The following is a 19990-nucleotide window of genomic DNA, read 5'->3' as shown; positions in this document are numbered from 1 at the left end:
GTCCCGAATCATCCTTGTTCTGGGGGTGGATCATCTTGTGGTGAATTGAGGTAAACAAAGCCACTTTGCTCTGTCCAGTAGTCCTTGCCCTGCTCCACGCGCACCACACCTTTAAAGCGGATATGTAGATAGTCCACTGCCTCTTCGAGGGTATCGAGATTGCAGAGTATCACGCCACCGCGGTCATTATCAGTTGTAAACAAAAAGCTCTTCACACATTACCCCTTGTTAGCATCAAACACATGTTTGAAGGCGTTTTTAACGCAGCACAACAGCCGTTGCTAATCAATTGTTTTATGTGCGATTATCAAGAATCGCTCAGCCTTCTCGATTATACAGGACCGGCCCGTATGCAACACTCATTAGCTAATCTGACCCCCTTGGTACAAGAGATATCTGATGCGGAAAATGCAGTCGCGGCCATGCAGACGATTGTGGCCAGACTCAGCGATCTGATGGAGGTGCCTGTTTGCAGTCTTTATCTAAAATCCCCCTCGCGTGCGCAACTGATTCTTGCCGCCACGCAAGGCCTATCTCAGTCGGCTGTGGGGAAGATTCGCCTTAATCCTGAGGAGGGTTTGGTTGGTACAGTTGCTGCCACAAAAAACTTGCTAAACCTTGAAGATGCCTCGCTGCATGAGAAGTTTCGTCTGTTCCCAGATGCAGAGGAAACCCCCTATCGCCAGTTTATGGCTGTTCCGCTGATTCACTTGCGCCAGTTAGTGGGCGTTATTGTTATTCAGGGTACTAAACGTGCGCCTTTCTCACCGGAGGCTGAAGCGTTTTTGGTGACCGTGGCTTCACAGCTTGCTGCAACGCTGAACGCGATTCAAAAGTCTGGCGACTGGATGCCAAGACGCCGACCCGGCAAGCTATATAAGCGTTATGACGGTATCTCTGGCTCGACAGGCGTTGCTGTTGGTCAGCTTACGCAGCTAAACAGCCAAGTGGACCTTAAGGCATCCCTGCCGAAAAAAGCCGATGATATTCAAGAGGAGCTGGAGCGCTTTCATCACGCACTCGAAGGTGCGATCGCCGAAGTAGAGCAAGGCGAGGCCCGTATTGAAAAAGACCTACCCGAAGATATCGCGTCGCTTTTCACCGTTTATCGCATGATGCTGGCGAGCCCAGAACTCTCCGCAAACGTCATCACCCTCATCGAGAAAGGCAACACAGCGATCTGGTCGGTGCGTAAAGCTGCGCTTGATCACGCGGCGGTGTTTGAAGCCTCAGAAGACCCTTACATGCAGGCGCGCGCTGAAGATGTGCGTAATATCGCCATTAAGCTGATCAATCAAATGCTCCGCAAGAAGCGATTGCGTGAGCCCCCTAAAGATACCGCCATCATCCTGGCGGGGGATTTGATCAGTATTACGGACCTATCTGATTTCGATAAAGATCAGCTTGTCGGCATTATTTGCCGCTCGGGCTCGGCATTATCCCATACGGCAATCGTTGCAAACGCCTTAGGTATTCCCGCAGTGATGGGCGTCACTGAGCTAGATATCGAACGTTACAGCGGCCAGACCGTCATCATCGACGGCAACAGTGGTTTTGTTATCGCGTCACCGCCTAAAGAGATGACACGCGAATACCGCCAGATCAAGCGTAATGAGGAGAAGTTCAACTCCCAACTGGCGCAGCTCAAAGATTTACCTGCAGAAACAGACGATGGCTTCCATGTCACGCTACTGACCAATACCGGCCTATTGGCTGACGTATCGCCGGGGCTTGTGAATGGTGCCGAGGGTGTGGGGCTGTATCGCTCTGAAATCCCGTTTATGGTCCACGATGGCTTCCCAACAGAAGATGAGCAGTACCGGGTTTATAAGCAGGTCATCGATGCCTACTACCCAAGACCCGTGTCGATGCGGACGCTAGATATTGGTGGCGATAAGCAACTCCCCTACTACGAGATCAAAGAGGAAAACCCCTATCTTGGCTGGCGAGGTATTCGCTTCACATTGGATAACACTGCGCTGCAAATTACGCAGCTACGCGCTATGGTCCGCGCTGGGCACGGCCGCGAGAACCTGCAGATCATTGTGCCAATGGTCAGCCGTATTGACGAGATCAAAGCGCTGCGTGCCCTGCTCGATCAAGTACTCAAAGATCTACACAATGAGGGCAAGCAAGCAACGGCGCCAAAGCTCGGTATTATGATCGAAGTACCCGCAGCTATCTTGTTGTTAGAGAAAGCCGCACCCTATATCGACTTTGTATCTGTCGGCACCAACGACTTAGCGCAGTACTTGCTCGCCGTTGATCGAAATAATCCGAAAGTCTCGCGTCTATTCGATCCGCTGCACCCTGCGGTGTTGTCAGCGCTTGAGATGATACAAGCGCGCTGTAAAACACTTAACCTACCCATTTCGCTGTGTGGAGAGATGGCTGCCGATCCTGCGGCCGTGCTGCTGCTAATCGCGATGGGCTTTGACCGGCTGAGTTTGAGTGCTCATCGTATTCCGATGATTAAATGGGTGATTCGCAATACGAGCCGCAAAGATCTCGAAAAGCTACTGATTAAAGCGCAAAAAGCGGAGGACGAGAGTGAGATCCGCCGTATGACCAAACGCAAGCTCAAAACGCTGGGGCTTTAACACTCCCCCAGCGTAGCAGGGCTATCGGAGCGCACGCGTTGGCGAATCAGGTCGTATGACCAGTTGAACACAAAGGCATACACCAAGAAGAAGACCACCATGCCAAGATCCAAAACCAATACCGACCAAAAATCCATCTTTAACACGTACATCAATACAGGTAGTGAAACCGCCATTAAACTTAGTTCAAACAACCCTGCATGAAGTAGCCGTAGCTTCAGCCCACGGACCGCACGATCAGCACCGGCCACGTGGTCGAATACCCAGTTATAGATAAAGTTAATCATCATCGCTAGCAAAGACATGCCGATACCCAGCCCCGCTAAGGTGGCAGAGTCACCTTGAGTCACTACGCCAGCTAAAAGAACAAACAGCAGCAGCGCAATGGCCTCAAATAACAGCGTGTGAAAAATACGCTCCATCACAGACATTGAAAAACCTCCAGTAAGAAACTGGCGTCGATTCTATCTAGATATACAATAGTATAAAGTTAGTTACTATCAGGTTATGTGATATGTTGAGCCTTGATCAAATCCATCTCTTTATTACCGTTGTTGAGACCGGCTCTTTCTCTGCTTGCGCCCGCAAACTGGGCAAAGCGCAATCAGCGATTAGCCAAGGCATCGCTAATCTAGAACTCGATCTCAACGTGACGTTATTTGATCGCTCCACTCGCATCCCCTCGCTTACCAGCGATGGTAAGCGTTTACTACCGCAAGCTCGTGCCATATTGATGCAAGCCGCTGAATTCGAATCAGCCGTGGTAGCGGTCAATAAAGCGGAAGAACCTCTCATTCGAGTGGCAGTGGACAGTGCACTGAGCTACCCACGATTATGGAGTACACTCAAGCGCTTCTCCGATACCTTTCCAAATACTGAGCTTGAGCTTTTAGAGTGCGCCAGCCCAGACATTCACGAGCTCCTGCAAAATGAGCGCCTTGATATAGGTTTAGTGTTTTCAGATGTGGCACTGAAAAGTGCGCTAAAGATCTATCTTATTGGTTATGTGCCATTTGTCGCCGTATGCGACCCGCAGCACCCGCTTGCCTTAGCATCCGACCTAGACTTATCTGACCTACTTTTACACCGCGAAGTTGTGATGCGCAGCCAGTCACAACAAGTGCTGCAGCTGTTACCTCCCATGTCACCAAAAACTTGGTGGGCAGATAGCTTTTACCAAATGCGAGAGCTCATTGCTGCAGGGGTTGGTTGGGGCTACCTGCCTCAACCGATCGCTGCGGAAGGTTTAGGCAACAACGAATTACACACCATTGATTTAGCCCTAGACTATAAAACGTGGGCTGCACCTGCCGACCTTGTTGTAACAAAATCACGAACATCCGGCCCTGCGATGCAGTGGCTTGTCGCAGAACTGAAAAATCTATTGGATCAGTAGATCAACTCAATCCACTGCCGCGACCATGATGTCTAGCAAAAGCCACGATCACTGATCTCACTTTAACTGAATAAACACAACGAGAACTGATAACTTTTCCGACTTTCTATGCTATTTCCCGTACAATCAGGCTAGGAGTGATCGCCAGCTAACGCTAATGCACACGCAGCTAGGTTAGAGTCGGCGCTAGGACTAAGCAGAGAGGGTAATTTGGCTGTATAGGCTTAAGTTCACTCTTTAGAAAGCAATTCTATGAGATGATCAAGATCGCGTTTTCTATCTCCATTTTGGCCAGCCCAAGAAGTAGGTAGGCTTAATGATAAGTAGTAACACAACGCAGCAACGCTTCTATGAAGCCATGAAAAAAGTGCCGTTTGGTTCGCTTAAACGACGACCTTTTTCGCGTGTGTTTGGTAGGTAAGCTTAATCTTTCTATGAATAGACAATTTTCTGTATATTTGGATTTAGTAAGGTTTTCAGCGGCAATCGCTGTTTTCATATCACATGTGCCTGCCTTTGCAGGCGGATGGCTTTGGCAATTATCGGGCTTTGGCCATGAAGCTGTCGTTATATTTTTTGTTTTATCTGGCTTCGTTATTTCTTATGTTGTATTTGATAGAAAAGAAAATGCCCAAAAATACACAATAAGTCGATTATCGCGAATATATTCTGTCGCCATCCCCGCCATTATTATTACTGCGGTGCTTTATTACGTAGGCCAATCACTAAATCCTGAGGCATTCTACTCGCTAGGCGAAGAAAAACCAAACCCATTATTAACGTTATTTTCAGCTTTAACGTTCACTAATCAAAGCTGGATTGCAACTCCAATACTTTCAAATCTTCCATATTGGTCATTAGGCTACGAAGTTCTTTATTACATATTTTTCGGTGTATTAGTTTATACAAAAGGAAAGTCTCGCATTGCCCTACTCGCGTTGATCACACTGGTTATGGGGCTAAGCATATTACTCTACCTTCCTATATGGCTGGCCGGTGTATTCTGCTTTAAAAAGCTCAACGCTTATTCACTCACTCTGCACCAATCGCTATCAATCTTTATTCTCTCTGTGGTAGGTATCGCATTATTCTCAACAGATAATGCGCAAGACCTAATCAATGGCTTCTCTCAAAGCATTATTGGACCGGGATTTTATCAACTTTTATTAGAACCTGCAGAAAAGTTTGCTTCTGATTATATTCTTGCTTTTTTTGTAACTGCACACATATTTAGTGGCTATCACCTCACTAAAAAATCCAATTTCTTTGCAATAAGCCAAAAAGCAGAGCAGCTTATAAAAGAAGCCTCATCCCATACTTTCTCACTATATCTTTACCATATGCCAATGCTTTACTTCATATCAGCTGTTTTCCCATACAGCTCAAACCCCGTTATGAGTATAGTTTTTTGCTGGATTATAGTGCCTACTTTAATCTTCATGATCAGTAACATCACAGAGAAACGAAAAGGTCTATATACGGTGTTTTTTAATAATTTATTGGCTAAGCACTTCAAACTCTCGTGAAGACTTTCTCAACGAAGCTCTCTGATATACCTATCTAACCGCGCGCTCTGTAGAATAGCTCTCTCGCCCAACAAGTACCTCACCGGCGGGAGAGCTAAGCAGGGCTCAGCTATGCAAAATACGTTGACTACACACTCCAATAACGATCACTAACTTACACATTCTGCGCGACTCGTCATCTTGCGCGAAAAAATAGCGATCACAAGCATCGCCCACGCTACAATAGGCACCATCATCCAGTTCATTGTTTGCCATCCCACCGTTGCTTCAAGCCAACCGGTCAACATGGCTGAGAGCGTGACCATACCAAAGACAAGAAACTCATTCGTCGCCTGCGTTTTTGCTCGTTCTGACTCACGATACGTACTGGTAACTAAACTCGTTGCGCTGATAAACATAAAGTTCCAACCCACACCCAAAGCGACTAGCGCACACCAAAAGTGCCATTCGGACTGGCCATTAAGATTGATCGCTGTGCATAAAAGCAGCAACGCGCCACCACATTGCATTAAGTTCACAGCACCAAAGCGCTGAATTAAGCGCCCTGTGAAAAAAGAGGGTAAGAACATCCCTAACACATGCCACTCGATCACCCACGTTGTCTGAGGGAACGAAAAGCCACACCTTGCCATCGCTAACGGGGTTGCCGTCATTAATAGGTTCATTACCGCATAACTGGTCATGCCCGCAACAACAGCAACCACGAATATAGGCTGTGAAACGATCTCTATCAGTGGCCGAGCGGTGGCTTGGCTCCTCACACTCACAGCGGGTTTCGGAATTTTTACGCCGGTCAGAAGCAGCAACGCCAAAATATAGAGCCCCATTAAACCCACAAACGAGCCAACAAAGTCATAGCCTTGCACCCAATCACGACTCTGAACAGCCAATGCAGGGCCGATCAGCGCCGCGAGCACTCCCCCTAACATGACAAGTGAGATAGCTCGGTTCTTTTGCGCCGGCTCGCACGCTTCAACAGCTGCAAAACGGTACAGAGTGCCAAAACCAATCCCTACACCTAGACATAAGGTTCCAACACAGAATAGGTAAAACTGCTCGCTCATTAGCGCCATCGAGGCAAGTACAGCACCACCAATACCGATACTATTCCCTAGATAAAAGCCGTTGCGGCGACCTATTTTTTGCATGATTAGCGACGCTGGAATGGTTGCCAGCATTAAGCCGACAAACTGCATGGCCACTGGCAAGGTGATCATAGAACTACTCGGCGCTAGGCTCTGCCCGATAAGCCCTGTTACAGCGACTAACAGAATATTTCCGGTTCCTAATAGCGCTTGGCACAGGGACAACAGAACAACACTGCGATTCATCGATAACTCCAAAACTGCATGACAGCTCAAACCACTTAGCTAAATTAGCGAACCATAATAGTGCTTACGCCTTTACATGGGCCAGTATTATTGCCACCGCGGTCAAAAAAATGGCCAGATTCCAGCAGATCTGGAGATCAGGTGTTAAACTGATTAACACATGTAAACGCTAAATGAGAGCATCCTTATGACGCTGGAAGATCTCTTTGTATTAGTGATCGAGCCATCCAATATGCAGCGCGGCATTATTGTTAATCGCTTGAAAGCACTGGGTATTGTTAACATCGACGAGTTTGAAGAGGGAGCCGCTGCCATCACAGCCATGCAGCAGCAAACGCCCGACCTTGTGCTATCCGCTATGCACCTTCCCGATATGACGGGCACAGAAGTCGTGACGCAAATGCGAGAGCAGGCAGAACTCTCTGATATCACCTTTCTACTGATCTCGTCGGAAACACACTATCGCTACCTAGAGCCCATTCGCCAGGCCGGGGCCATTGCAATTCTTCCCAAGCCGTTTGATGAGAACGATTTTCGCAAAGCGCTGCAAAGCACGCTGCACTATATCTGTGACAAAGATGAGATCACTGACCGCGATACATCGGAGTATGAGAACCTGCGCGTTTTGCTTGTGGATGATAGTAAGTTCGCGCGCAAGTACCTCAATCAGATTCTGACGAATATCGGGATCGAATCGATTGTTGAAGCAGAAGACGGCGCTCAAGGACTCGCTTTACTGGAGCAAGAGCGTTTCGACTTAATTGTCTCTGATTACAATATGCCCAATGTTGACGGCAAAGAGATGGTTGAACATATCCGCGCTAGCGATGATCAGCCAACCATTCCGATTATGATGGTGACATCAGAACAAAATGAGAGTCAACTGGCCGCGATACAAGCAGCAGGAGTCTCGGCGCTGATATCTAAACCGCTCTCCTACGACATGATGAAACAGCTGATCGAAAAGCTCGTTTTCGACTCGGACCTGTAACCGATCACTCCACAAAAAAGCCGGCACTCAATGCCGGCTTTTTTATATCAGCTATCGCAAGACTCGGGCTACTCCTCCAACAATGTTTCTGGGTTGAAGCCCATGATCAAAGCGCCCCAGTGTTTACCATCAACATAAATGGGGATCGATAAATCGTTCAACACTTCGCCCGTATCACGAATAAAAGTCTGAAGTAAAAACGGCGAGGTATTTTGAGCACGGCGGATCTCCGCACGGTTCCCCGCAAAGATCCGACGGTGACGACTCTTAAGATTGTCTACCGAAAAATCGCCGGTGATAGGGTTAGATACCTTCTGGTGGTGAGCAGGCGCATAGCCATTTTTATCCACCGCGATCGCATAAATAAACTCTGGGCGCTCAGAGATAAAGCGGTCAAACAGAGGCTGTAACGCCGCTTCGTAAGCATCGGTGTAGCTGAGGTCAAACTTTGCAGGCTCAACACCTTCATTAGTACGGCGATACTGCACATCAAACACATTCAAGCCCTGATGCGCCAACGCCTGAATAGCGTCACTTGTTTGTTTCGACCAGCTTCGTCCAGCCATAATCATCGACTCAAAACCACCAAAGCCTATGATAAAGCGAGATAGCAGTTCTTGAGTCTCTTCGGTTGCAACTTCTAGCTTGTCAGAGTGCTCAACAGACTCATCAACTTCATGTTTGATCTCGTGCGCAATACTGGCAATTTCAGAGACATTTTCGTGGGATTGCTTGTTGCTGTATGCCAACTCATCAATCGCCGCGCTAATGCCCGAAAGTTGGCTATTCACCTGCTCAAAATCGCCCACGAGTTTTACAAACTGCTGGTTGGTCGACTCGATAAAGCCCTCGGTGTTGTGAACATACTGCTGAATATCTTCAGCACTGCTGCGCGTGGTTTGTACCAGCGTGGCCATTTGTGAAATATTTTTATCAATCTCACTCGTCGCTGAGCTGACTTTCTGCGATAGCGAGCGGACCTCATCAGCCACCACCGCAAAACCGCGCCCCGCTTCACCTGCACGCGCAGCTTCGATCGATGCGTTCAAAGCCAGCAAATTGGTTTGGTCTGAAAAATCTTGCACCATCGATAGGATCTGCGTGACATTTGCCGAGTTCTCACTTAATTGAGAAACCGTTGATTGGAAATTATTCACCAGATTGCGTATTGAACGTACCTGCTCAAGGACTTTCATTAGCTCATCACCTGACGAGCGCACCTCTTCCATATTGGTATCGGTTTGAGTGCTAATCATCATGGTGCTGTTGGCCACCTCATCAATGGCGACCGTCGACTCCTGGCTCGCTTGGAACACCAACTGAGCTTTCTCTTCCTGCTGCGACACTTTGCCCGAGGCACCTACCAACGCTTTCTTCAAGCGTGTTGCACTGAGTGCAACGCTCACACTGCGGCGGCGGGACTCTGAGATCATCTTTTTCAAGCTATCAGAGAAACGGTTATAGCTGCTCGCCATCTCCGAGATTTCATCGTAGGTATACTCAGGCAACGTCACCGAAATATCGCCATCCTTATCGCTAATTTGGCTTAAAACATCAGTGATGGCGCGCACTGGACGCAAGAAAAGATGACGCATAAAAAAGATGGTAAAGATACCCGAAAGAACCGCTACAACCACAGTAACGCTCGCAATAACCCACAATTCGCTCGATAACGTTAACAGCGCACTTTTTGCGCCCTCATCGAGCACACTTTCAGTGGCGATACTGACGATCTCGGCAGAGTAGTAGAAGCCTACTCCTAGGAGCACAAGGTGGGGGAGAAGAAGGAAAACGACGTTACCAACAATCTTTTTCGTTAACGAATTGAACAGCGCTTGCTCAACTGCCGTGTATAAACTCATTGCTACATCCCTACTACGTATAATTATTGTTTGTTGGCTTTAAGCAACTTTCCTTTCAGTATAGAAGCTCTCAGCGTAATAGCTTGATGTTAGGGTTCGAAAAGATAAAACTGAATCCAAAAAGAGACAAATCGACCAAGTTATTGATCTCTATCGCCATTGCAACCAAACACCACGCTCACGAAGAAACGCCCGGCTCTGGTCAACATGATGACAGTGGCGATGAACAAGTGCCCAAAAACGAGCAGAGTGGTTCATCTCTTCGAGATGCGCCAACTCATGAATCACCACATAATCGATCACCTCTGGCGGCGCCATCATCAGGTGCCAATTGAGCGCGATTCGCCCACGTGAGTTACACTGTCCCCAGCTCGATTTGAAGTTTGCGACTTTAAGCTCGCTAGGCTGCAGCTTCATGACTGCCGACCAGTAGTCCAACCGCTCACTAAGATAATCGTTTGCTTGCTCTTTTAACCATAGCTTAGTCAATTCATTCGTTAACTGCTCTGGCACTTTGGTACTGCGTCGTCCTAACGAGATCACGAGGTGCTCGTCGGTTAAGGTTGCTGATGATGCGCGAGCGCCAGCAACTACCTGAAGCGGCAGACTTTGGCCTAGATAAGGAAGGCATCGCGCTTCCCAAGGGTTAATAGTGTGCTCTGTAAGTAGAACTTGCTGCTGGGCAAGGTGTTCCCTTACCCACCCAGCACGCTGAGTAAGGAAGTGGATGAGCCAAGCTGCAGGGGTACGCAGCGGTACACGCGCTAGCGCTTCACCATGCCTTACTTCGATGGTTGCCGTTTTGCGCCTAGAGAAAATGACTTTAATCGAAAGCCCTTCAACAGTAACAAAGCATGTTTTAGGCTGAGGCACGCGCGGGTTTCCCTAACAAACGGGTGGGTTTCTTGACTGTTTTGATCATGTTTTTGAAGCTGGCATGGTAGCTTGCATCACCTTCGGGCTGCCCACGGGCAGGTGAGTAGCGTAACTGCTCTAGGTTATTTAGCCATTGCATTAAGCTCTCTTCCCAATAAGGTTGATGCTTCGCGAGGCGCCAACAATAGGTACGAACGGTTTCTCCTTGCTCACGCGCTAAGCTTGAGTCAGCTCGACTCACCAAGCGAGATAGATACTGCACATCGGCATCGACAGCGTGATAGCGCCTTGGGCGTGCACGCAGCAGCCACCAGATCAGCCCCCCTGTTACTAGCGAGCCCGGCACAAAGATCACTAAGAGCAGTTTTAAGGTGCTCAGACTACCCATCAGATCATGTAAAAAATCGACCTGCTGGTTGTGGTAGCCCAAGATCCAGCGGTGCCAACTATAGTTAACCGCCTCATAGCGCAAGCGCACCTCATTCAACCACTCTATATTTTTACCTAAGCGCAGCACCGACAGCGGCGACTCAGCAATAAAGTCATCACTGCTACCAAATAATTCATCGAATGGCAGTTGGATACGCTCAGGTGCCACTGCGGTCGTCGGGTCTAAACGACGCCATCCAGTGTTTTCATCCCATACCTCAACCCAGGCGTGGGCCTCGTACTGGCGCACCAGCATATACTTTTCGTACGGGTTCCACTCACCACCCTGGTACCCGCCCACGAGCCGGGTAGGATGCCCAGCTAGGCGCAGTAAGTAAGCGGTGCTACTGGCAAAGTGCTCACAAAAGCCCCGTTGGGTTTCAAAGAGAAATTGATCAACGCTGTTACGCCCCAAGCGGCCGGGCGATAGCGTGTATTCAAACGATTGATTAAAGCGCCGATAGAGTGCATCGATCTTCTCAGTTAAGGATAGCTGCTGCTCAACCCAAGAGGCGGCCAGCGCACGCGCTTGCGGATTTCCATATGGCGGCAGTCTAAGAAAACGTTCCCGGTCTTGCAGAGATAATTCTTGCGTTGCTTCACGCACAACGGAACGCCCAGAATAGGAGAAACGATCCAAAATAGGCTTACCCGCGGTCACGGTAAAGTCGTTTTTTAGAGTTAAAGTCCCTCTAGCCGCACGGACCGACTGGGGATAATCAAGCGCCACCAGCCATGGCCGTGCTGTCGGCTCCATGATGATTTCATAGTCATAGTAGGTATCTGTATCAATCGCGCTGGCCTCAAGCCCAACATTTTTACCCACATTGAGCCAACTGCGGCCATCGTAAAAATCATACGTAATCGCGCGCCAATAGCGTTGCGACCGCTCGGGTGGCGCGTCATCCGTGAAACTGGCACGGAATGCAACGCTATCATTGCGTGTTAAGTTAGCAACAGAGCCTGGGTCAACTTCGTTAGACAACCCTGTTTTTGCCACTGCACGCTCGGATTTAACACTCCATAGCGGCTCGATTCGCGGAAACACGAGAAATAGCACCACCATCACAGGGACAGACTGAGCTAGTATCGTTGCACTCCTTTTTAATGTGCCAAAGTTCACCTGCTTGGCCTGTACCTCGTTCAGAGAGATCAGAGCCGCGAATGTGATAGCCAGAGAGAAAAATCCGTATAGCGCCGCGACAATCGACTGATCAAACAGGAAGTTAACGGCTACCATGAACAGGGATACCAGCACTAAAACCCAGCCGTCACGACGCGTACGTAGCTCTAAAACTTTCAGGCCAGCGCCTGCAATCAGCAGCGTTGCCAGACCTGCTAGGCTCTCTAAGCCGGATGCCGAGACCAATACGCCCACTGACATCAGCGGGACCACAGACCATCGCACCCAGCGCGCCAACGGTTTGCGAACCTTCAGCGTGCTCGCAAAGCCCCATGCAAGCAAAGCGCCTACAACGATGGTAAGCCATAACGGAATTTCGCGTATCTGTGGCAAGCATACTGCGACCAACATCGTTAGCAGCCATAGCTTGCTAGAGCGGGCGAGCAACACCTCTGGTTTGTTGGTAGCCTCCGCTACTGTCGACTTTTTAAATTGAAACGTTGGAAGTTTCACAGCAACGCTCCCTCATCATAGAGTGCTAAGTGCTTGAGCACTTCGCGCAAATGATCATCCCCGACTGCTGGTTCCATCGTCACATTTGGCAATACTAAGCCAAAGGGCGTTTGGCGCTCATTCAATGTGACTGCCCAGTAGGTCAACCGCGATAGCTTTGCTTCGGTGTCCAGTTGCGGCCACAAGTGCCAGGAGAGCCAACGCTCTTGAGCCTCCTCCCCTTGGTAAGATTTCACATGCAGCCCATAGCCTTTTGCGTATACTTTCCATGCCACTCGGCTGAGCGGGGCTCCTGGCTGATAACTTTTCAGTTCTTGGAAGTCCTCTTCACCGACATGCCCCTCGGCACCGTCTCCGCCCACAGGGCGATTCAGTTGCCCCAGCTCGCCTCCAGCGACGGGTCTTGGGTAGATTAGCGCAGGCTCTTCGAAGCGCAGCCAAGTCCAGCAACGAAAAATACCCAGCGGGTAAACAGATGAGATGCGTAATAGCGCAGGGGCTTGCCACCCTCTCACCTCACTACTCGCAGGCACGTAAACCAACAGCGGCTTATCCCGCTCAAGATCATAGGTAACCTGCTCTTGGCCACGAAAGCCAAACTGTAGCTGTTTCAGGGAGCGGCTCGATAGCACTTCAAAACGATAACGGAGTTCATCGCCAACAAAAACCGGCGAGGGTGTTTGTATACGTATTCGTAACCCAGAGAGGTTGGCGTAGGTATGCATAATTGCCGTGATGAAAAGCGAAGTCAGTGTAAAACAGATCGCATAGGCTAAGTTGTTTTGGTAATTGATCGCGAGCATCAAGACAAGCAGTGCCACACAGATAAATGCAAGCCCTGCCAAGGTGGGGAAGATGTAGATGCGCTTATGGGTCAGCAACACCTCTGACTGAACAGGGTAGCGACTTACCAGCCAGTTTCTGAACTTATGATCGACCGTATCCCACATGCGTTTAGCTCAGTACATCCACGCTAGCAAGAATATTGGTTGTAATACTCTGCCCTAGCTGGGTGCCAGAACGAAGCATCAGACGGTGTGCAACCACCGGCTCAAATACAACTTGAACATCATCTGGGGTCACAAAATCGCGGCCTTCCATATAAGCCCACGCTTTGGAAGCTTGAATCAATGCCAGCGCACCACGCGGCGATAAACCAAGCTGGATCGTCTCAATGGCACGTGTTTGCTGGGCAAGACGCTGTACATAGTCAACCACGGCATCGCTCACCGTAACTTGATCGCACGCAAGCTGAATATTCATAAGCGTCTGGCGATCAATACTGACGGCCAAACGACCGATATCCTGTCGAGTATCGCCATGCTTTAATAGCGCGCGCTCAGTTTCCTCATCTGGATACCCCAACGAAAGCCGCATCAAAAAGCGGTCCAACTGAGATTCTGGCAGCGGGAACGTACCATACTGGCTTGCGGGGTTTTGTGTTGCTATCACAAAGAAAGGCTCTGGGAGCTGACGCGTTGCTCCCTCCGCAGAAACCTGCCCCTCCTCCATCGCCTCAAGCAGCGCACTTTGCGTTTTTGGCGTCGACCGGTTGATCTCATCCGCAAGTAGTAGCTGCGTAAAAACCGGCCCTGGATGAAACTGAAAACCACCTTCCTGTTGATTGAATACCGCACTGCCGATGATATCAGCCGGCAGCAGGTCGCTGGTAAACTGCACGCGACGATACTCAAGATCAAAAACATGAGCTAACGTGTGCGCCAGTGTCGTTTTACCCATCCCCGGTAAGTCTTCAATTAAGAGATGCCCGCGAGACAACATACATGCGACGGCGAGTTTTACCGTTTCCTCTTTACCCATCACAACCGATGATACCGCTTGCACTGCTGTTGCTAATCTATCCTGCATCTCCAACCCTTTTCCTATACAAACCAACCAGTTGAGCTTTCACACCACTATAGTCTAGACACAAAAAACGCAGCTAATGCTGCGTTTTTATAAAAAGAATTTAAGCGAGTGTATTAGTGGTGATGACCACCTTCACCATGGGCATGACCATGGCTAAGCTCATCTTCAGTGGCAGCACGCACTTCTGTCACTTCGATATCAAAGAACAACTCTTGGCCAGCCAGTGGATGGTTGCCATCCAATGTTACGCCGTCATCTTCAATTTTGATCACAGTTACTGGTTGCTCTCCCCATGGGGCCTGCGCCATAAATTGCATACCCACTTGCAACTCGTTAATGCCTTGGAAGTTTTCATGTGGCACTTTCTGCACCAACTCTTCACGCACGTCACCGTAACCCTCTTCAGGTTTGACAGTTACTTCTAGCTTATCGCCTGTCGCCTTGCCCACCAACGCATTCTCTAAACCCGGAACAATGTTGTTCGCACCGTGAAGATACGCCAAAGGCTCTTGGCCTTGTGACGAGTCAAGCACTTCACCTGCTGCGTTTTTGAGTGTGTAGTGCATTGTGACTACTGCGTTATCTGCGATTTGCATAACATTGCTCCTGATTATTGGCTTTGAAGACAGAACACCCACGCCTGAGCGCCCTCTTGGGCCATCCTAACCATTGCGATCCAAAACCGAAAGGCAAAACAGATATTAATGTTGAAAAAGCCACTCAGTGAGCGTCGCTATTCACTCGACACTTTTACCCTGCAAAATTAAAATGTCTGTTTTAAACTACGCTACAGACCCCATAATCTCTGGCTAAAAGTAAAAAATAGGAATTATTCCTATCGCTCTATGCGTCGCTCAGACTTATCATAGTGGTTAACAAAAATGGATTTTTCGTTGGAGTTTATCGTTATGGATAATATCTGTGTCCAGTGTCAAGAACTGGTCAGTTACCAAAGTGTGCGTCCTCATGCTCAGCTTAAACTCATGAGCAGCCTACCTAATAGCCAGCTGTATAAATGCTCTGACTGCGGGTCTTATCTACATGCGTTTGATCAAGACTGGGAAGTACTTATCGAAGGTGGTGAGCAACCAACCGACAGCCCTTCCCATATCGCGGCATACGCTTAAGTACCGCTAACAACTAGACAAGCTACCTTAAACAGCACGAGTAAGCTACGAGGCTCCGGTTAAAGAGTCCGGATGGAAAGACCTGATAATCTCTTGAAAGATCTCAGTGGGGCGATTTTGATGGGCGCGCTTCTTGATAACCGCTGCGATGCCAAGGGTATAACAGCGCTCAGCTCCGCCCACTTGCCTTAACTGCCCCTCTTCGACATAAAGCTTTGCATAATTTTCGGGTAAGAAGGCGATGAACTTACCCGATAATATCATCGCTAAACGCGTTTCATAAAAGTACGCTGTGCCCTTAAAGCTCATGCTTGATAGCTGTGCACTCGCCTCCTCGTGGGGCTTCAAGCCCGGTAAGATCGCCGTGAACTGATTAATTACTTCATCGGTGATCTCACTCTCCGGCAGATCAAACAACGGGTTTCCGCGCCCACAATAAAGGCGACACACATCACTATAAAGGTGATAGTACTCCAACCCATCCAGCTGTCGGTGATATGGGATCAAACCTACATCGACCTCGTCATTGAGCACCATGCGCTCAATCTCCGCCATATAGGAGACTTCGCTTTGTAGCTTGATCTCAGGTGCAAGCGTCGAGAAACGGCTGATCATCTCGGGGAACTTCGCTCGTGGATCAAGACTAGTGCCGTCTGATACGAGGATGCGCATAATCCCAGCCGGGTTCTGGCTCATATCGTTCACGACATCGCGGAACTCATCCAATGATTCCAATAGCTTATTTGTCATCTCGTAGACAACGGCGCCCTCTTTAGTCAGCGAGAAGCCGGCACGCCCGCGCTTGCACAAGGTAAGGTTGAGCCGAGACTCAAGGTTCGAGATGTGGATACTGATCGTCGAACGGCTGATATTTAGATCGGTTTCTGCCGCTGAGAAGCCCCCGTTATCAACGACCGACTTGAAAATTCTCAACTGCTTAATTTCGAAGTCACCGACTTGACCAAGCGAATAGTTTTTCAGACTCATGAGTTACTTTCTAAAACTGAACGTTAATAGATCTTCATCTGTTAACCGCAGAGCTATTGCTATATTGCGATCAATATTACGAAGAGAAAATCACACAACACCGATCCTTGCGTGTTTTCAGTTTAAGAAAGTTAGGGTGTAACAACAATGAAATTCAGCGAATTATTAAAAGAATCAGCTTATATCAATGGTCAGTGGGTCGACGCAAAGTGCGGCGGAAAAATGGAAGTTATCAATCCAGCCGATGGTAGCTACATTGCTTCTGTTCCTGATCTTGATGTTGACGATGCAAAGAACGCGATTGCAGCGGCTGAGGTGGCATTCCACTCATGGAAGAAAACCACAGCGAAAGCGCGTGCTGCTATTCTCCGTCGTTGGTTTGACCTAATCACTGAAAACGCTGACGTGCTGGCAGAGCTTTTGACAAAAGAGCAAGGCAAGCCATTGCGCGAAGCAAAAGGCGAAGTGCTCTCATGCGCATCCTTTTTTGAGTGGTTCGGCGAAGAAGCCAAGCGTACATACGGCGAAAACATCCCATCAAACATGGGCAGTACACGTCTACTAACGATCAAGCAACCGATTGGCGTTGTAACGGCAATTACGCCGTGGAACTTCCCCATTTCGATGATTGCACGTAAAGCAGCACCGGCTATCGCCGCAGGGTGTACGATCGTGATTAAACCTGCAGAGGATACGCCGCTATGCGCACTCGCATTAGCTGCACTGGCAGAAGAAGCGGGCGTTCCAGCAGGTGTTATTAACGTTGTAACGACCAAGCGCCCTATTGAAGTGGGCCGCGAACTTTGCACCAACCCGATTGTTAAGAAAGTCTCTTTCACAGGCTCAACGCCGGTTGGCAAAATCATCCTAGGGATGGCAGCTGAAACCGTTAAGAAAGCCTCGATGGAGCTGGGCGGCAACGCACCTTTCATTGTGTTTGATGACGCTGATCTTGAATCTGCTGTCGCTGGGGCAATCGCTTCTAAATACCGTAATGCAGGCCAAACTTGCATCTGTACAAACCGCTTCTATATCCAAGCGGGCATTTACGACGCATTCGCAACGCGCTTCAAAGAGGAAGTTGAGAAGCTAGCGTTAGGTTCTGGCTTTGATAGCAGCACAGATATTGGCCCACTTATTAATAATGCAGCGGTCGATAAAATCGATGGTCTGGTGCAACGCGCCGTTCAAGAAGGTGCTGAACTAAAAGTAGGTGGCCAACGCGACGCGGCTGGTGAGCGCTTTTACCAACCGACGCTGCTCGCCAACGTTACCGATGAGATGGAGATCTCCCAAGCAGAACTGTTTGGCCCCATTTCAACATTATTTAGCTTTGAAGACGAAGCTGAAGTTATCGAACGCGCGAACAACACACCGTTCGGTCTAGCTGCCTACGTATATACCCGCGATATTGGTCGCGTATGGCGCGTATCTGAAGACCTTGAATACGGTATGGTTGGCGTCAACGAAGGCTTAATCTCGAACGAACTCGCGCCATTTGGCGGTGTTAAAGAGTCAGGTGTCGGCCGTGAAGGCTCCAAGCACGGCATGGATGACTACATGGAACTGAAGTACATCTGTATGGGTGGTATCTAACCCGCCCGCTTTAACGATAAAGGTTATGGGAGTTAAACCTTTGTTTGGCTCTCATAAAAGTTTAAATCGAATAGCGGTGATTTTTCCTACCGCGCTCCCCCTTTATCGTACACACACAATTGCACATCTCTATTTAATGGTTGCAGATATATGAAAAACTATAAGAGTCTCGATGCTTTCTGGATGCCGTTCACACCCAACCGCGCATTCAAAGCAAACCCACGTATTGTTAGCCGCACTGAAGGTGTATTTTGCTACACCGACGACGGTCGTCAAATTCTTGATGCGACAGCAGGTCTGTGGTGCGTAAACGCAGGTCACGGCCGCAAGCAAATTGCCGAAGCGATTGGTAAACAAGCTCTTGAGCTGGACTACACATCGCCATTCAACTTCGGTCATGATATTGGCTTTGAGTTTGCGGAGCGTTTGATTCAGTACACGCCAGACCCATTGAATAAAGTTTTCTTCGCAAACTCCGGCTCAGAAGCCGTTGAGAGTGCGCTTAAAATTGCTCTGGCATACCAAAACGCGCGCGGCAAAGCGAACAAATTCAAGTTGATTGGCCGTGAAATGGCTTACCACGGTGTTAACTTCGGTGGTATTTCGGTGGGCGGCCTTACGCCTAACCGTAAGGCGTTTGGTCCATTGCTGCCAGTCGATCACTTGCCACACACGCTAGACCTTGAAAACAACGCCTTTAGCAAAGGCTTGACTGAGCACGGTTTAGATCGCGCGGATGCACTCGAAGAGCTGATCAAGTTCCACGATGCTAGCAGCATTGCAGCAGTGATCGTCGAACCAATCAGCGGCGCTGGTGGTGTTATTATCCCACCAAAAGGTTACTTGCAGCGCCTACGTGAAATCTGCACAAAGCATGACATCCTGCTGATCTTCGACGAAGTCATCACCGGCTGGGGTCGTCTAGGTGCACCTTTCGCGGCTGTTGAGTTCGATGTAGTACCTGACATGATCGTATCTGCGAAAGGTATCACCAACGGTATCGTTCCTCTGGGTGCAGTATTTGTAGCAGATCATATCCATGACACGATCATGGAAAATTCACCTGAAGGCGGTGTTGAGCTTTACCACGGCTACACGTACTCAGCGAGCCCTGTCGCGTGTGCAGCAGGTATGGCAGCGCTTGACGTATATGAAGAGGAAGGCTTGCTAACGCGTGCCTCCGGCGAAATTGGTAAATACTGGGAAGAAGCACTGCACAGCTTGAAAGATATCGAGCAGGTCGTCGACATCCGTAACTACGGCTTAATTGGTGCTGTGCAGTTTGCACAACCAGAAGGCAGCAGTGCACCAATCGGCGGGGCTTTCCAAGTGAAGTGTTACGAGAACGGCGTTATGATCCGCGCAATGGGCAACATCATCGCCTTCTCACCACCACTGACAATCGAACCTGAGCAGATTGATCAACTAGTAGCTGCCATTCGTAAAACAGCAAGCGAGCTGTTTTAACCCCTTTTAGGCAGTGACACCCCACTGCCTACTCATGCGTGAAGGTTCGCCCTTTTCAGCATTAGCTGCCCTGCTGCACTAGCAGGGCCGTCTCACCCTTCGCTTATGCTCCGCGTAAGCAACAAGCTCTAACGCAAGACCTTGGCCCGTCGATTCTAATCCACGGGTCTTTTTTATTCCCCTCTCATATAAATGTCATCAATATTTTGTAGGCTAAAAACCCTTTAAGCATACGACTTTTGCGTAATACCAACCTATTTACACCCCAAAAACCCTAATAAACTCATAGGTTTTTGC

At 49.0% G+C, this 19990-nt stretch carries 17 protein-coding genes; 7 read left to right on the top strand and 10 right to left on the bottom strand.

All coding sequences use genetic code 11. The annotated features are described in order from the left end of the window. Positions 1–8 precede the first annotated feature (8 nt). Positions 9–215, bottom strand: coding sequence for a hypothetical protein (locus EOE65_RS00975; RefSeq protein ID WP_127692425.1), 207 nt, complete (start codon positions 213–215; stop codon positions 9–11). Positions 216–350: 135 nt separating this feature from the next. On the opposite strand from EOE65_RS00975, the gene ptsP reads away from it, so the two are divergent. Beyond that, entirely contained in the window at positions 351–2600 is a 2250-nt protein-coding gene (gene ptsP / locus EOE65_RS00970; RefSeq protein WP_127692424.1) for a phosphoenolpyruvate--protein phosphotransferase, read from the top strand. Here the strand turns inward: ptsP and EOE65_RS00965 are convergent. Continuing rightward, positions 2597–3031: a PACE efflux transporter gene (locus EOE65_RS00965; RefSeq protein ID WP_127692423.1), complete on the bottom strand. Its 435-nt coding sequence runs from the start codon at positions 3029–3031 to the stop codon at positions 2597–2599. The genes ptsP and EOE65_RS00965 overlap by 4 nt on opposite strands. A gap of 83 nt (positions 3032–3114) precedes the next feature. Here EOE65_RS00965 and EOE65_RS00960 point away from each other — a divergent pair, with 83 nt between their 5' ends. Next, complete coding sequence (locus tag EOE65_RS00960) at positions 3115–3996, top strand: LysR family transcriptional regulator (protein ID WP_127692422.1); 882 nt, start codon at positions 3115–3117, stop codon at positions 3994–3996. 434 nt (positions 3997–4430) lie between these two features. Continuing rightward, a complete protein-coding gene (locus tag EOE65_RS00955; RefSeq protein ID WP_127692421.1) occupies positions 4431–5522 on the top strand; it encodes an acyltransferase family protein in 1092 nt (363 codons plus the stop codon). 149 nt (positions 5523–5671) lie between these two features. Here EOE65_RS00955 and EOE65_RS00950 read toward each other — a convergent pair whose 3' ends face one another. Continuing rightward, positions 5672–6853, bottom strand: coding sequence for an MFS transporter (locus EOE65_RS00950; RefSeq protein ID WP_127692420.1), 1182 nt, complete (start codon positions 6851–6853; stop codon positions 5672–5674). 187 nt (positions 6854–7040) lie between these two features. Between EOE65_RS00950 and EOE65_RS00945 the strand changes: the two genes are divergently transcribed. Continuing rightward, positions 7041–7844 carry a response regulator gene (locus EOE65_RS00945; RefSeq protein WP_127692419.1) on the top strand — a complete coding sequence of 268 codons (804 nt, stop codon included), beginning with the start codon at positions 7041–7043 and terminating at the stop codon, positions 7842–7844. 68 nt (positions 7845–7912) lie between these two features. Here EOE65_RS00945 and EOE65_RS00940 read toward each other — a convergent pair whose 3' ends face one another. The 6 genes from EOE65_RS00940 to EOE65_RS00915 form a co-directional block, all read right to left on the bottom strand. After that, positions 7913–9706, bottom strand: a complete 1794-nt coding sequence (locus tag EOE65_RS00940; protein ID WP_127692418.1) for a methyl-accepting chemotaxis protein — start codon at positions 9704–9706, stop codon at positions 7913–7915. A 150-nt stretch (positions 9707–9856) separates the two neighbouring features. Continuing rightward, on the bottom strand, positions 9857–10579 hold the full coding sequence (locus EOE65_RS00935) for a M48 family metallopeptidase (protein WP_127692417.1): 723 nt from the start codon (positions 10577–10579) through the stop codon (positions 9857–9859). Further along, a complete protein-coding gene (locus EOE65_RS00930) occupies positions 10566–12647 on the bottom strand; it encodes a transglutaminase TgpA family protein (protein ID WP_127692416.1) in 2082 nt (693 codons plus the stop codon). The genes EOE65_RS00935 and EOE65_RS00930 overlap by 14 nt, the downstream gene beginning before the upstream one ends. After that, complete coding sequence (locus tag EOE65_RS00925) at positions 12644–13597, bottom strand: DUF58 domain-containing protein (RefSeq protein ID WP_127692415.1); 954 nt, start codon at positions 13595–13597, stop codon at positions 12644–12646. The genes EOE65_RS00930 and EOE65_RS00925 overlap by 4 nt, the downstream gene beginning before the upstream one ends. A 4-nt stretch (positions 13598–13601) precedes the next feature. Continuing rightward, positions 13602–14516: an AAA family ATPase gene (locus EOE65_RS00920; RefSeq protein WP_127692414.1), complete on the bottom strand. Its 915-nt coding sequence runs from the start codon at positions 14514–14516 to the stop codon at positions 13602–13604. Between the two features lie 113 nt (positions 14517–14629). Next, on the bottom strand, positions 14630–15112 hold the full coding sequence (locus EOE65_RS00915) for an FKBP-type peptidyl-prolyl cis-trans isomerase (protein ID WP_127692413.1): 483 nt from the start codon (positions 15110–15112) through the stop codon (positions 14630–14632). Between the two features lie 285 nt (positions 15113–15397). On the opposite strand from EOE65_RS00915, the gene EOE65_RS00910 reads away from it, so the two are divergent. Then, the gene (locus tag EOE65_RS00910) at positions 15398–15643 is read left to right on the top strand and encodes a hypothetical protein (RefSeq protein WP_127692412.1); all 246 of its coding nucleotides are present in this window, start codon (positions 15398–15400) and stop codon (positions 15641–15643) included. A gap of 45 nt (positions 15644–15688) precedes the next feature. Here EOE65_RS00910 and EOE65_RS00905 read toward each other — a convergent pair whose 3' ends face one another. Then, a complete protein-coding gene (locus EOE65_RS00905) occupies positions 15689–16630 on the bottom strand; it encodes a LysR family transcriptional regulator (protein WP_127692411.1) in 942 nt (313 codons plus the stop codon). 147 nt (positions 16631–16777) lie between these two features. Here EOE65_RS00905 and EOE65_RS00900 point away from each other — a divergent pair, with 147 nt between their 5' ends. Then, on the top strand, positions 16778–18226 hold the full coding sequence (locus EOE65_RS00900) for an NAD-dependent succinate-semialdehyde dehydrogenase (RefSeq protein WP_127692410.1): 1449 nt from the start codon (positions 16778–16780) through the stop codon (positions 18224–18226). Positions 18227–18376: 150 nt separating this feature from the next. Continuing rightward, a complete protein-coding gene (aptA, locus tag EOE65_RS00895; protein WP_127692409.1) occupies positions 18377–19693 on the top strand; it encodes an omega-aminotransferase AptA in 1317 nt (438 codons plus the stop codon). Positions 19694–19990: the final 297 nt, after the last annotated feature.

Origin of the sequence: Neptunomonas marina (assembly GCF_004005935.1) — a bacterium.
GTDB lineage: Bacteria > Pseudomonadota > Gammaproteobacteria > Pseudomonadales > Balneatricaceae > Neptunomonas > Neptunomonas marina.
This window is presented reverse-complemented; position numbering and strand designations above follow the sequence as displayed.

Coding starts and splice junctions, on each gene's coding strand:
- ptsP (WP_127692424.1), top strand. CDS start 351: ATGCAACACTCATTAGCTAATCTGACCCCCTTGGTACAAGAGATATCT.
- EOE65_RS00910 (WP_127692412.1), top strand. CDS start 15,398: ATGGATTTTTCGTTGGAGTTTATCGTTATGGATAATATCTGTGTCCAG.
- EOE65_RS00925 (WP_127692415.1), bottom strand. CDS start 13,597: ATGTGGGATACGGTCGATCATAAGTTCAGAAACTGGCTGGTAAGTCGC.
- EOE65_RS00945 (WP_127692419.1), top strand. CDS start 7,041: ATGACGCTGGAAGATCTCTTTGTATTAGTGATCGAGCCATCCAATATG.
- EOE65_RS00905 (WP_127692411.1), bottom strand. CDS start 16,630: ATGAGTCTGAAAAACTATTCGCTTGGTCAAGTCGGTGACTTCGAAATT.
- EOE65_RS00920 (WP_127692414.1), bottom strand. CDS start 14,516: ATGCAGGATAGATTAGCAACAGCAGTGCAAGCGGTATCATCGGTTGTG.
- EOE65_RS00900 (WP_127692410.1), top strand. CDS start 16,778: ATGAAATTCAGCGAATTATTAAAAGAATCAGCTTATATCAATGGTCAG.
- EOE65_RS00965 (WP_127692423.1), bottom strand. CDS start 3,031: ATGTCTGTGATGGAGCGTATTTTTCACACGCTGTTATTTGAGGCCATT.
- EOE65_RS00915 (WP_127692413.1), bottom strand. CDS start 15,112: ATGCAAATCGCAGATAACGCAGTAGTCACAATGCACTACACACTCAAA.
- aptA (WP_127692409.1), top strand. CDS start 18,377: ATGAAAAACTATAAGAGTCTCGATGCTTTCTGGATGCCGTTCACACCC.
- EOE65_RS00960 (WP_127692422.1), top strand. CDS start 3,115: ATGTTGAGCCTTGATCAAATCCATCTCTTTATTACCGTTGTTGAGACC.
- EOE65_RS00955 (WP_127692421.1), top strand. CDS start 4,431: ATGAATAGACAATTTTCTGTATATTTGGATTTAGTAAGGTTTTCAGCG.
- EOE65_RS00950 (WP_127692420.1), bottom strand. CDS start 6,853: ATGAATCGCAGTGTTGTTCTGTTGTCCCTGTGCCAAGCGCTATTAGGA.
- EOE65_RS00940 (WP_127692418.1), bottom strand. CDS start 9,706: ATGAGTTTATACACGGCAGTTGAGCAAGCGCTGTTCAATTCGTTAACG.